The organism is Pseudomonas sp. SO81, assembly GCF_030374125.1.
In the GTDB taxonomy this organism is placed as follows: Bacteria; Pseudomonadota; Gammaproteobacteria; order Pseudomonadales; family Pseudomonadaceae; genus Aquipseudomonas.
The window spans coordinates 4485345-4497872 of the sequence record NZ_CP126126.1 but is presented as its reverse complement, the minus strand read 5'-3'; the positions used below and the strand labels follow the sequence as shown (position 1 = coordinate 4497872).

The 12528-nt window shown below is 67.2% G+C and carries 15 protein-coding genes; 4 read left to right on the top strand and 11 right to left on the bottom strand.

What is annotated here, in order from left to right; genetic code table 11:
• Positions 1 to 7 precede the first annotated feature (7 nt).
• The 8 genes from murB to OH686_RS21455 all read right to left on the bottom strand — a co-directional run bounded on the left by murB (position 8) and on the right by OH686_RS21455 (position 6873).
• The gene (murB, locus tag OH686_RS21490; protein ID WP_289535110.1) at positions 8 to 1027 is read right to left on the bottom strand and encodes a UDP-N-acetylmuramate dehydrogenase; all 1020 of its coding nucleotides are present in this window, start codon (positions 1025 to 1027) and stop codon (positions 8 to 10) included.
• A complete protein-coding gene (locus OH686_RS21485; RefSeq protein ID WP_289535109.1) occupies positions 1024 to 1488 on the bottom strand; it encodes a low molecular weight protein-tyrosine-phosphatase in 465 nt (154 codons plus the stop codon). The genes murB and OH686_RS21485 overlap by 4 nt, the downstream gene beginning before the upstream one ends.
• Positions 1488 to 2249, bottom strand: coding sequence for a 3-deoxy-manno-octulosonate cytidylyltransferase (kdsB, locus tag OH686_RS21480; RefSeq protein WP_289535107.1), 762 nt, complete (start codon positions 2247 to 2249; stop codon positions 1488 to 1490). The genes OH686_RS21485 and kdsB overlap by 1 nt, the downstream gene beginning before the upstream one ends.
• Positions 2250 to 2435, bottom strand: coding sequence for a Trm112 family protein (locus OH686_RS21475; protein WP_137971807.1), 186 nt, complete (start codon positions 2433 to 2435; stop codon positions 2250 to 2252).
• Between the two features lie 35 nt (positions 2436 to 2470).
• Positions 2471 to 3475 (bottom strand): tetraacyldisaccharide 4'-kinase, encoded by a 1005-nt coding sequence (gene lpxK, locus OH686_RS21470; protein ID WP_289535105.1) that lies wholly within the window; start codon positions 3473 to 3475, stop codon positions 2471 to 2473.
• Entirely contained in the window at positions 3472 to 3903 is a 432-nt protein-coding gene (pocB, locus tag OH686_RS21465) for a flagellar polar localization protein PocB (protein ID WP_289535104.1), read from the bottom strand. Before pocB ends, lpxK begins: the two co-directional genes overlap by 4 nt.
• Positions 3900 to 4571, bottom strand: a complete 672-nt coding sequence (gene pocA / locus OH686_RS21460) for a flagellar polar localization protein PocA (RefSeq protein WP_289535102.1) — start codon at positions 4569 to 4571, stop codon at positions 3900 to 3902. Before pocA ends, pocB begins: the two co-directional genes overlap by 4 nt.
• 73 nt (positions 4572 to 4644) lie before the next feature.
• Entirely contained in the window at positions 4645 to 6873 is a 2229-nt protein-coding gene (locus tag OH686_RS21455) for a DNA internalization-related competence protein ComEC/Rec2 (protein ID WP_289535101.1), read from the bottom strand.
• 96 nt (positions 6874 to 6969) lie between these two features.
• On the opposite strand from OH686_RS21455, the gene OH686_RS21450 reads away from it, so the two are divergent.
• Positions 6970 to 7497, top strand: a complete 528-nt coding sequence (locus OH686_RS21450) for a DUF2062 domain-containing protein (RefSeq protein WP_137971803.1) — start codon at positions 6970 to 6972, stop codon at positions 7495 to 7497.
• A 36-nt stretch (positions 7498 to 7533) separates the two neighbouring features.
• Here the strand turns inward: OH686_RS21450 and OH686_RS21445 are convergent, their stop codons facing one another.
• From OH686_RS21445 to OH686_RS21435, 3 genes are read right to left on the bottom strand one after another with little or no spacing between them, the layout of a single operon-like run.
• Complete coding sequence (locus OH686_RS21445) at positions 7534 to 8778, bottom strand: lipoprotein-releasing ABC transporter permease subunit (RefSeq protein ID WP_289535099.1); 1245 nt, start codon at positions 8776 to 8778, stop codon at positions 7534 to 7536.
• 1 nt (position 8779) lies between these two features.
• The gene (gene lolD / locus OH686_RS21440; protein ID WP_289535097.1) at positions 8780 to 9463 is read right to left on the bottom strand and encodes a lipoprotein-releasing ABC transporter ATP-binding protein LolD; all 684 of its coding nucleotides are present in this window, start codon (positions 9461 to 9463) and stop codon (positions 8780 to 8782) included.
• Positions 9456 to 10712 (bottom strand): lipoprotein-releasing ABC transporter permease subunit, encoded by a 1257-nt coding sequence (locus OH686_RS21435; protein ID WP_289535095.1) that lies wholly within the window; start codon positions 10710 to 10712, stop codon positions 9456 to 9458. Before OH686_RS21435 ends, lolD begins: the two co-directional genes overlap by 8 nt.
• Positions 10713 to 10810: 98 nt before the next feature.
• On the opposite strand from OH686_RS21435, the gene OH686_RS21430 reads away from it, so the two are divergent.
• From OH686_RS21430 to OH686_RS21420, 3 genes are read left to right on the top strand one after another with little or no spacing between them, the layout of a single operon-like run.
• A complete protein-coding gene (locus OH686_RS21430) occupies positions 10811 to 11383 on the top strand; it encodes a PilZ domain-containing protein (protein ID WP_289535094.1) in 573 nt (190 codons plus the stop codon).
• Positions 11383 to 11679, top strand: a complete 297-nt coding sequence (locus OH686_RS21425; RefSeq protein ID WP_289535093.1) for a phosphodiesterase — start codon at positions 11383 to 11385, stop codon at positions 11677 to 11679. The genes OH686_RS21430 and OH686_RS21425 overlap by 1 nt, the downstream gene beginning before the upstream one ends.
• Positions 11676 to 12395, top strand: a complete 720-nt coding sequence (locus OH686_RS21420) for a glycerophosphodiester phosphodiesterase (RefSeq protein WP_289535092.1) — start codon at positions 11676 to 11678, stop codon at positions 12393 to 12395. Before OH686_RS21425 ends, OH686_RS21420 begins: the two co-directional genes overlap by 4 nt.
• Positions 12396 to 12528: the final 133 nt, after the last annotated feature.

Below are 12528 nucleotides of genomic sequence, written 5' to 3'. Positions count from 1 at the left end.
GCTGGGCTCAGAGCACGTTGGGCTCTATCTCCAGCTCCACACCGAAGCGCTGCAGGATATCCCGCTGAATACGCAGGGCCAGCTCCAGCAACTGGGCGCCGCTCGCCGCGCCATAGTTGACCAGCACCAGTGCCTGCAGACGATGCACACCGGCATCGCCTTCGCGAAAACCCTTCCACCCCGCCCGCTCGATCAGCCAGCCAGCCGCCAGCTTGGCCAGCCCCTCTCCCGCCGGATAACTGACCAGGTCGGCATGCTCGGCGCGGATGCGCTCGGCCAGCACCACCGGCACCAGTGGATTTTTGAAGAAGCTGCCGGCATTGCCCAGCTGCGCTGGGTCCGGCAATTTCTCGCTGCGGATGGCACAAATGGCGCGACTGACATCGCTGGGCGTCGGCGCCTCGATGCCTTCGGCCTGCAGGCGCTGGCGCACCGGACCGTAGTCCAGGTGCAGCTGCGCCTGGCGAGTCAGGGCGAAACGCACGCGCAGGATCAACCAGCGCCCCGGCTGCTGCTTGAACAGGCTGTCGCGGTAGGCGAAGGCGCACTCTTCCAGTTCGAACTCGCGCAACTCGCCACTGTGGCGGTCCAGCGCCGTCAGCCCGGCGAACACATCCTTGATCTCCACGCCGTAGGCGCCGATGTTCTGCATCGGCGCGGCGCCGACGGTGCCGGGAATAAGGCTGAGATTCTCCAGTCCAGCCAAGCCCTGCTCCAGGCTCCACAGCACGAAGGGATGCCAGGGCTCACCGGCCTCGGCCTCGACCAGCACCCGCGCGCCATCGTCTTCGACGATGCGCAGGCCGCGACTGGCCATGCGCAGCACCAGGGCATCGACGTCACCGGTCAGCAGCAGGTTGCTGCCACCGCCAACCGGTAGCAGCGGCAGGCCGCGCTGCTCGGCCAGGGCCAAGGCCTCGCGCACCTCCGCGTCGTTGTGCGCCTCGGCGAACAGCCGGGCCCGCACATCGACACCGAAGGTATTGAAGGGCTTGAGGGACACCGCTTCTTGCAAGCGCAGGCTCACAGGCGCCCCCTGATCTCGGCGAGCAGGGCATCGCTGGCCTGCTCGATCAGGTCGAGGACCTGCTCGAAGCCATCGGCGCCACCGTAATAGGGATCGGGCACCTCGTCCAGCGCCAATTGATACCGGCGCAGCAGCAGGTCCAGCTCGGCGCCGCCGGCGGCAGGTCGCAGAGCCTGCAGACGTGCCAGGTTGTCATGATCCATGGCCAGGATCAGGTCGAAACGCTGGAAGTCGTCACGCAGCACCTGGCGCGCGCGCAGGCTCGACAGGTCGTAGCCGCGGCTCAGCGCCGCCTGGCTGGAGCGACCATCCGGGGCCTTGCCCACATGCCAGTCGCCGGTGCCGGCGGAGTCCACCGTCACCCGCTCATGCAGGCCAGCCTGCAGCAGGCGATGGCGGAACACGCCCTCGGCCGTCGGCGAGCGGCAGATATTGCCCATGCAGACGAACAGGACGCGCATCAGGCCCCCAGCAGGCGGCGCACCCGCTCCAGGTCTTCCGGCGTATCGACGCCAGCGGCCGGCGCTTCCAGGGCATCGGCCACATGGATGCGCACGCCATGCCAGAGCGCACGCAGCTGCTCCAGGCACTCGGTGTCTTCCAGCCAGCACGGGCCCCAGGCGACGAAGTCATGCAGGAAGCCGGCGCGGTAGGCATAGATGCCGATGTGGCGACGGTAAGGCACGCCTTCCGGCAGCGCGTCGCGGCTCTTGGCGAAGGCATCGCGGGCCCAGGCCAGCGGCGCGCGGCTGAAGGTCAGGGCCAGGCCGCTCTTGTCCGTCACCACCTTGACCACATTGGGATTGAACAGCGCGGTGACGTCCTCGATCGGCTCGGCCAGGGTGGCGATACCCGCCTGCGAGTTGGCGGCCAGGTTGGCGGCCACCTGGTCGATGATGCTCGGCGGAATCAGCGGCTCGTCGCCCTGCACGTTGACCACGATGGCGTCGTTGGCCAGGCCCAGCTGGGTGGCCACTTCGGCCAGGCGGTCGGTGCCGGAGTTGTGGTCGACGCGGGTCATCAGCACTTCGGCGCCGAAGCCCTGGCAGGCTTCGAGGATACGCGCATCGTCGGTAGCCACCACCACGCGGGTAGCGCTGCTCTTCTTGGCCTGCTCCCAGACGTGCTGGACCATGGGCTTGCCGGCGATGTCCTGCAGCGGCTTGCCGGGCAGGCGGCTGGAGGCGTAGCGGGCGGGAATTACAACGGTGAAGGCAGTCATCTACTTGTCCAGGCGCTCATCGGTGGTCAGGGTGCGCGCTTCGCTCTCCAGCATCACCGGGATGCCATCGCGAATCGGATAGGCCAGGCCGGCGCCCTTGCTGATCAGCTCGGACTTGTCTTCGGAAAGCTGCAGCGGGCCCTTGCACACCGGGCAGGCCAGGATGTCGAGCAGTTTGGGGTCCATGGGGAAATCCTCGGAGAGGTGGGAAAACGCGAAACTCAGGGCCGGGCGGACGGCAGGCGATCCAGGCGCGCATCGAACCAGGCGACGAAGGCCGGCGACGGCGCCGCATTCACCGCCAGATACCACCAGTCGGCGGCGGCGAAGGCCCGGCATTTCACCGCATCCTTCTCGGTCATCAGCAGCGGCAGCGGCGGGCTGAATTGCAAGGCCTCGAGGCTGTAGCTGGCGTGGTCGGCGAAGGGATGCGCGATCGGCCGCCAGTTTAGCGCTTCGAGGGTGTTGAAGAAACGCTGCGGATTGCCGATGCCGGCTACCGCATGGACCTGCTGGCCCGGCGGGAAATGATCGAGGCCGACCCGCTCGCCGCTGAGCAGATTGACCAGCGCGGTCGGGCGCAGCTGCAGGGCGTAGCCCTCCTCGCCATCCTCGGCGGCGCCGTTACGCAGCACCGCGTCGACCTCGGCCAGGCGCTCGGCCGGCTCGCGCAGGGGACCGGCCGGCAGGCAGCGACGATTGCCCAGGCCGCGTGCGGCATCGATCAATACCAGTTCGATATCGCGGGCCAGGCGGTAATGCTGCAGGCCGTCGTCGCTGAGGATCAGGTCGAGCGGCTCCTGCTCCAGCAGCGCCCGTACGGCGCGGGCTCGCCGCGGGTCGATCACCAGCGGCACGCCACTGCGCTGGACGATCAGCAACGGCTCGTCACCCGCGTGGCTGGCCGGATCGTCGGCCCGTACCCGCCACGGCAGCTGGGGCGGCGTGGCGCCATAGCCACGACTGACCACGCCGACGCGCAGACCACGGGCACGGCAGTGCTCGATCAGCCAGAGGATCATGGGAGTCTTGCCGGTGCCGCCAACCGTGACGTTGCCGACCACCAGCACCGGCACCGGCGCGCGGTAGATATCGCCCTCGCCGGCCAGGAAGGCGCGGCGCTTGCCCTGCACCACCCGCCGGTACAACCACTCCAGCGGGCGTAGCAGAGTCAGGGCCGGATGGCCATGGTACCAGGCGCCGGTCAGCCGGTCGGCCAGGCTCAAGGCTTGGCCTCGGCCTCGACCGTGGTGATGCGCAGATGGGAGAAGCCCATCTTGCCGGCGGCGTCCATGGCGGTGATCACCGCCTGGTGCGGGGTCTTGGCGTCGGCGCTGATGGATAACGGCAGGCTGTTGTCGCCGCCGGACTCCTTGCCCAGCGCCGCCATCAGGCCTTCCAGATCGCTCTTGAGCAGCGCCTGGCCATTCAGCGAGTAGCTGCCCTCGGCACTGATCAGCACTTCCATCTGCTTCAGCGCGGTGTCTTCCGGCGGCGTGCCGCTGGCGGCTTCCGGCAGGTCGACCTTGAGCTGGGTCTCGCGGGTGAAGGTGGTGGTGACCACGAAGAACAGCAGCAGGATGAACACCACGTCGATCAACGACGCCAGGTTGATCTCGACATTGTTCTCCCGCTGTTTGCGCCGGAACTTCACGCCTTCTTGCTCTCTTTGCGGGCTTCTTTCGGCGCGGGGGCGCTGCCGTTGCCCAGGTCGACGTCACGGTCGCCCTGCACCACCTCCACCAGCTTGATCGCCTCCTGCTCCATGCCGACCACCAGCTCGTCGACACGACGCACCAGGAAGCGGTGGAAGAACAGCGCCGGGATGGCCACGAACAGGCCGGCGGCGGTAGTGATCAGGGCTTTGGCGATACCACCGGCGAGCACCGAGGCGTTGGCCATGTGGGTGCCCATGAAGGCGCTGAAGATATCGATCATGCCCAGCACGGTGCCGAGCAGGCCGAGCAGCGGCGCGATGCCGGCGATGGTGCCGAGGGTGTTGAGGTAGCGCTCCAGATCATGGATGACGCGACCGGCGGCCTCCTCGATGCACTCCTTCATGATCTCGCGACCATGCTTGGAGTTGGCCAGGCCGGCGGCGAGGATCTGCCCCAGCGGCGAGTTGGCACGCAGCTCCTTGAGCTTGTCGTTGGTGAGCTTCTTTTCCTTGATCCACAGCCACACCTGGCCCAGCAGATGGGCAGGCGCGATACGGCTGGCGCGCAGGGTCCAGAGACGTTCGGCAGTGATGCCGGCGGCAACGATAGAACTCAGAATGATCGGCAGCATCATCCAGCCACCAGATTTGACCAGCTCCCACACGGCAGTGCATCCCCACTCGGAAAAGTGGCGCCACTCTAGCATAGGGTCGAGTCGGCGCAGACCACCCCGGTTCTCATTTTTCCCGCCAGAAACGCGGACGCTCGCGCCAGCTGGAAACGCCCTCGCCCGAGCCCAGCAGCAGGCGCACGGCACCGCGTTCGGCGCTGTCATACAGGGTGATGTCGCGCTCGCGATAGCGCGCCAGCACAGTCGGGTGCGGATGACCGAAGGGGTTGTGCCAACCTCGCGAGAGCAAGGCGGCCCGTGGCGCCACCGCATCGAGAAACGCCGCCGACGACGAGCTGCGACTGCCATGGTGCGGTATCTGCAGCCACTCGGCGCGCAGATCGCGACCGGCCGCCAGCAGCGCCGCTTCCGCCGCCTCATCTATATCGCCGGTCAGCAGCAGCCGTTCGCCTGCTGCCTCGACCTTGAGCAGGCAAGAAGCCGGGTTGCCCTCTCCCGCCCCGGCCCAGCGCCAGGTAGTGAAGCGCACGCCGTCCCAGCTCCAGCTTGCCCCATCGATGCAGGGCTGCGCCGCCAGGCTGGCCGGCAACACGGCCGACTCGCCACTCAGCACACGGTCGATCGGCAGACCACGCGCCAGTGCCTCGGCGCCGCCGGCGTGATCGCTATCGGCATGGCTGAGCAGCATCAGGTCGAGGTGGGACACATCGAGCTGGCGCAGCGAAGGCAGCACTACCCGCTCGCCCAGGTCGAAGTCACCGAAGCGCGGCCCGGCGTCGTACAGCAACGCGTGCTCGCGGGTGCGCACCAGCACGGCCAGGCCCTGGCCGACATCCAGCTGCCAGATTTCCGCCTGCCCCGACGGGATCCGCTCCCGCGGCGGAACAGCGAATGCCAGCAGCATCGCCAAACCCAACGCCCGCAGTGGCACACCAGACGGCATCAGGCACAACAACACACCCAGGCTGCCGATCAGCCAGCACCAGAGCGGCAGCGCGGTAGGCAGCCAGGCCGGCAGCAGCGCCGCGATCCAGGCCAGCAGCTGGAACAGGAGTTCCAGCAGGCCGCCGGCCAGCCACAGCAGCCCCTCCCCCAGCCAGGGCACCGGCAACAGCAGGGTGCCGAGCAGCGCCAACGGCACCACCAGCAGACTGACCCAGGGCACCGCGACCAGGTTGGCCAGCGGGCCGCTCAGGCTCAGGGGCAGGCCGAGGGCGAAGAACAGCGGCAATAAGCCCAGCGCCAGCGTCCACTGCGCCCGCCACCAGACGCGCCACCAGGACCAAGTGCCGAGCCGCCCACCGAACACCCAGACCAGCACCGCCACCGCGCCGAAGGACAACCAGAAGCCCGCCTGCAGGCTGGCCAGAGGCTCGACCAGCAACACCAGAATGAGCGCCAGCGCCAACGGCCACCACAGCCCCAGGTGTCGGAAGCGCAGGCGCCAGAGCAGCACCAGCGCCACCATCACGCAGGCCCGCCGTACCGGCACCTCGAAGCCGGCTAGCACGCCATAGCCCAGCGCACCGGCGAAGGCCAGGCCACAGGCCCAGGGCAGCCAGGGCAGCAGGCGCGGCCACAGACCGAGGCGAGCCAGTCCGGCGACCAGGCCATAGAGCACGGCGGCGAGCAGCGCCACGTGCTGGCCGGAGATCACCAGCAGGTGCACGGTGCCGGTGTCCTGTAGCGTGCGCCAATCGGCGCGACTGAGGCCGGAGTCGTCGCCGAGCACCAACGCCGCCAACCCGCCGGCGCGACCATGGGCCTCAACGCCGAGCAGGCGCTGACGCAGCTGGTCGCGCCAGGCCGCCGGTCCCGTGGCCTCGCTCAGCCGCTCGCCCTGCTTGATGGTGCCGGTGGCGCCGATGCGCTGGGCCAGCAGCCAGGCCTCGTAATCGAAGCCCTGCGGATTGACCAGGCCGCGCGGGCGCTTGAGCTTGACCGCCAGGCGCCAGCGTTCGCCGGCCAGCACCTTCGGGCCGTCATACCAGGACAGGCGCAGGTGCTCGGGCAGTCGGTGCGCACGCGCCATCGGCTCTTCCAGTTGGAAGCGCACCACACCCTCGCTCACCTCCGGCAGGCCGCTCACCCGCCCCTCCAGCCACAGGGTGCGGCCGTCCAGCTCGGGAAGCAGGCGATCATCCAGCGCCGCCTGGGCGCTGCAGCAGGCCCAGACAAAGCCGAACAATAGGAAGGAGATGGCATAGCTGCGCCAAGGCAATAGCATCAGCGCCAAGGGCAAGAGCGCCAGCAGCAGCAGCCAGGTCGGCGGCAGCTCCGGCAGTAACGGAAGGCAGGCCAGGCCTGCAGCCAGCGCGAGCATCCCTGTGCGCATCGTTTCCCCATCCTGGGTTAATCACTGTCACAAAGCAGCCAAGCCTGCCTGCGACCATCGGTGCATAATAGCCGCTCGTTTTTCCCGAGACTGCCCATGCCTCGTCGTCTGTTCAAACGCTACATGCCCAATCCGGAGACGATCCGGGAACACAAGTCACTGCGCTTCCTCGGCGCCTTGCTGCACGACCCCAACCTCTGGCACCTGAACCGCCATTCGGTGGCGCGTGCCATGGCCGCCGGCCTGTTCGCCGCGTTCATCCCGGCGCCCGCGCAGATGCTGATCGCCGCCTGCCTGGCGATTCCGATCCGCGCCAACCTGCCGATCTCGGTGGGCCTGGTCTGGCTGACCAACCCCTTCACCATGCCGCCGATCTTCTACTGCACCTACAAGATGGGCAGCTGGCTGCTCGGCATTCCGCCGATGGAGCTGCCGGACGAACTGACCTGGGAATGGATCAGCGGCGAGCTGGCGATCGTCTGGAAACCCTTCCTGCTCGGCTCGGTGGTCACCGGCGCGCTGCTCGGCGCGCTGGGCTACGGCGTGACCATGCTGTACTGGCGCTGGTGGGTGGCGCACAGCTGGCGCAAGCGCGCCGAGCGTCGTCGCCAGGCTGCCAACTGAATGAAAAACGCCGCGATGATCGCGGCGTTTTTGTCTTCACTCGTAGCGCAGCGCCTCGGCCGGCTGGGTGCGTGAGGCACGCCAGGACGGGTACAGGGTAGCGAGGAAGCTCATGCTCAGCGCCGCGCCGCAGATCAGCAAGACGTCCAGGCCACGCAGGTCGGACGGCAGGCTGCTGATGAAGTACACGTCCGAGCTGAAGATATGCGCGCCGCTGACCCGCTCCAGCCAGGCCACCCAGCTGCTGACGTTGAGCGCGACGATCACGCCCAGCACGCCACCGATCAGGGTGCCGATGCTGCCGATCACCGTGCCCTGGACCATGAAGGTGGCCATGATCTGCCCCGGCGTGGCGCCCAGGGTACGCAGGATGGCGATGTCGGCGCGCTTGTCGGCGACTACCATGATCAGCGTGGCGATGATGTTGAAGGCGGCCACCGCGATGATCAGCAGCAGGAGCAGGCCGATCATGGTCTTCTCCATCTGCATGGCGCTGAACAGGCTGCCCTGGGTACGGGTCCAGTCGATCGACTTGTAGCCGGCGCCCAGCTCCTTGGCGATGGCGGCGGAAACCTGCGGCGCCTGGTACAGGTCCTTGAGGGCGATGCGCACGCTCTGCACCTGCCCTTCGTTCATGCGCTGGATGCTGGAGGCGTCGGCGATGTTGATCAGCGCCAGGCTGCCATCCAGCTCGGCGCCGACCTTGAACACGCCGACCACCGACAGACGCAGCATGCGCGGAGTAATGCCACCAGCGGCGTTGCTCAGCTCCGGCACGATCAGGGTCAGCTTGTCGCCGACACTGAGGCGGAAGCGCCGCGCGCTGATCTCACCGAGCACCACACCGAACTCGCCCGGCTTGAGGTCCTCCAGGCGGCCCTGGACCATGTGCCGGCCGATGATCGAGACCTTCTGTTCCTCGGCCGGATCGATGCCGTTGATCTGGATCGGCTGCATGGTGCCCTTGTAGGAGAACATGCCTTCCAGCTCGGCAAAGGGCGCGGCGCCGGTCACCTGCTTGTGCTTCATGGCAGCGGCGGCCACCGCCTGCCAGTCGTCCAGCGGCTGCTCGGCGGACAGGGTGGCGTGCGGCACCATGCCGAGGATGCGCGAGCTCATTTCCTTCTGGAAACCGTTCATCACCGACAGCACCACGATCATCGCCAGCACGCCAAGCGCCAGGCCGATCATCGAGGTCAGCGAGATGAACGAGATGTAGTGATTGCGCCGCTTGGCCCGGGTGTAGCGGGCACCGACGAAGATCGCGAGTGGCCGGAACATATCAGGCAGCCACCAGCTTGCCGTCTTCCAGGCGCAACACGCGATCCATCTGGCCTGCCAGTTGCGGGTCGTGGGTCACCACCAGGAAGGCGGTCTGCGAAGACGAGCTGAGCTCGCGCATCAGGTCCTGGATGCCCTGGGCGGTGTGCTGGTCGAGGTTGCCGGTCGGCTCGTCGAGCAGCACCAGCGCCGGGTTGTTGACCAGGGCGCGGGCGATGGCCACACGCTGGCGCTCGCCGCCGGACAGCTCGGCCGGCTTGTGCGACAGGCGATGACCGAGGCCGACCCGCTCCAGCAGCGCGGTGGCACGCTGGCGCGCCTCCGGGATCGGCGTCTTGCCGATCAGCAGCGGCATGCACACGTTTTCCAGCGCGGTGAATTCCGGCAGCAGGTGGTGGAACTGGTAGACGAAGCCCAGCGCCCGGTTGCGCAGCAGGCCGCGGGCCTTTTCGTTGAGCGCCGAGAGCTCCTCGCCGGCCAGCCAGACGCTGCCCTTGCTCGGCGTATCCAGGCCGCCGAGCATGTTCAGCAGCGTGCTCTTGCCCGAGCCGGAGGAACCGACGATGGCCACGCGCTCGCCGGGCAGCAGCTCCAGTTCGACGCTGGCCAGCACCTCGACCGTCTGCGGGCCTTCCTCGTAGCTCTTGCCCAGGTTGCGGCAACTCAGGACGGACTTGTCACTCATAACGCAAAGCCTCCGCTGGCTGGGTGCGCGCCGCACGCCAGGCCGGGTAAAGGGTGGCAAGGAAACTCAGGACCAGGGCGGCGCCGCAGACCAGCGCCACATCCGAGCCCTGCACCTGCGAGGGCAGGTAGTCGATGAAGTACACCTCGGCATTGAGGAACTGGATGCCGAGCAGATTTTCCAGGCCCTTGATCGCCGCGCTGACGTTGAGCGCGGCGAGCACACCGAGCACTCCGCCGACCAGGGTGCCGACGATTCCGATCACCGAGCCCTGGACCATGAAGGTCAGCATGATCTGCCGCGGCGTGGCGCCGAGGGTGCGCAGGATGGCGATGTCGGACTTCTTATCGGTCACCACCATCACCAGGGTGGAGATGATGTTGAAGGCGGCCACCGCGACGATAAGCAAAAGCAGCAGGCCGATCATGGTCTTCTCCATGCGGATGGCCTGGTACAGGTTGCCGTGGGTGCGGGTCCAGTCGCGGGCGTAGAAGTCCTGCTCGCGCAGCAGGCTGGCCAGTTCCCAGGCCACCTGGGGCGCCTGGAACAGGTCATGCAATTTCAGGCGGATGCCCTGCACCTCGCCCGGCTTCAGGCGCAGCAGGCGGCCGGCGTCCTGCACATGGGTCATCACCACATGTCCGTCGATCTCGCCGGCGCCGACATGGAAGATGCCGACCACGGTGAAGCGCTTCATGCGCGGGAACATGCCGGCGGGCGTCACCGCCACCTCGGGCGCGACGAAGGTGACCTTGTCGCCGATCTTCAGGCCGAGCTTCTTCGCCGCCAGGTCGCCGATAACGATGCCGAAGCCACCGGCCCTGAGCGAATCGAGCGCGCCCTGATCCTTGAGGAAGTAGTCGCCAATGATCGACACCTTGCCCTCTTCGACCGGGTCGATGGCGTTGACCAGCACCTTCTGCACCTGGCCGTTGTTGGTCAGCAGGCCCTGCATCTGGGTGAAGGGAGCAATGGCGGCCACCTGCGGGTGGCGCAGCAGGCCTTCGCCTATGGTGCGCCAGTCCTTGATCGGCGTGGGGCTGTCGAGGGTGGCGTGGGGCACCATGCCCAGAACACGGTCGCGCATCTCGCGGTCGAAACCGTTCATGACCGACAGCACGACGATCATCACCAGCACGCCGAGGGCCAGGCCGATGATGGAGGTGAGGGATATGAAGGAGACAAACAGGCTGCGGCGCCGGGCCTGCGTATAACGCACGCCGATAAAGAACGGCAGGGGTCTGAACATGAGTGAAGGGTTCGCTGGCGGAAAGAGAGAAACGTCCTTGTGGCGGGGCTTGGCGCGCGGCTTTACACTCAGACCACCACTGCTGCCATGGGTTCGCCATGTCGATTCAAGACGCCGATGATCGCCGCGAATACTACCGTATCGAGGATACGATGGCACTGGATTTCAGCCTGCTCTCCAGGGCCGAAGCTCACGCCAGTGACCCGCTGCACGATAATTCCCCGCTGTTCAATCTGCTCAGCGAACTGCACCTGATGGACTTCGAGTCGCAGCACCTGCTGCGGCATATCAGCGAGCGCGACCGCACCCTGGCCAACTACCTTAAGGTGATGAACAAGCGCATCGACCTGCTCGGCCAGGCCGTGGCGCAGAGCCTGCTGCGTGACATCGGCTCGCCGCGGCGGGTATCCATCTCCGAGGGCGGCATCAGCTTCAATCATGGCCAGGCGATACCCGCCGGCAGCCATCTGGCGATCAAGATGGTGCTGATGCCCCAGGCACTCGGCCTGCTGCTGCGCGCCCAGGTCGTGCATTGCCACAATCGCGACGATGGCCAGTTCGAGATCGGTACCGAGTTCGAGGCACTGACCGACGCACAGCGCCAGTTGCTGGCGCGCCACATCCTGCAGAAGCAGGCGCTGGAGCGCCGCCAGGCGCGGGGGCAGGACTGATGCGCGCCCTGCCACTGCTGCTCGCCCTGCTGCTGCCGTTGCCGGCGCTGGCGGAAACCATCGAGATCCCCGTTGGCCAGCAGGGCGACGCGGTCGCCGGCCTGCCCAAGGTGGGCGAATCCAGAAGTTCGGTGCTGGCGCGCTTCGGCCTGGCCGACGAGGAACATCCGCCGGTGGGCCAGCCACCGATCACCCGCTGGGACTACCGCAGCTTCAGCGTCTATTTCGAGTACGACCACGTGGTGAACAGCGTGCTTCATCACCAGCCCCGCCATCCCACCAAGGAACAACAGTGACCCTCATCTACGGCCACCGCGGCGCCAAGGGCGAAGCACCGGAAAACACCCTCGCCAGTTTCCAGCAATGCCTCGCGCATGGCGTCACCCGCTGCGAGCTGGACCTGCACCTGTCGCGCGATGGCGAGCTGATGGTGATCCACGACCCGACCCTCAAGCGCACCACCGGCCGCCGCGGCAAGGTGGTGGAGCATGATGCCGAGGAACTGACGAATCTGGATGCGCGCCTCGGCGGCCCGGGCTGGAAGACGCCCTGCCCCATTCCCAAGTTGGAAACCCTATTCGAGCAGTGCCCCTTCGAGCACTGGCAGCTGGAAGTCAAAAGCGCCTCGCGGGTGCGCGCCGCACGCACCGTGCTGGCCATCCAGGCACTGGCCGAACGCTTCGGCATCAAGGACAAGGTCACCGTCACCAGCAGCTCGCGTGAAGTACTGCGCGCCCTGCGCAGGCTGACCCCGGAGCTATCGCGCGGCCTGGTCGCCGAGTACAACTGGCTCGACCCGCTCAAGGTCGCCGCCCACCACGAGTGCTCGATGCTCGCGCTGAACTGGACCCTGTGCACCCCGGAACGCCTGCTCAAGGCGCAGAAGGCCGGCCTGCACGTGTCGGTATGGACGGTCAACGAGCCGGCCCTGATGCGCCGCCTGGCCGACTTCGGCGCAGACAGTATCATCACCGACTTCCCGGGGCTGGCGGTCGATACGCTTAAGCGCTGACCCTGACCGCGCTTCTCATGGACAAAAAGAAACCGGCCAGTGGGCCGGTTCTTTTTGCAGCAGCGCGCCTGGTCAGAAGCTCTCCCGATTCGGCCAGCGCCAGGTGCGGGAGTCGCTGAGGGGATCCCCGACC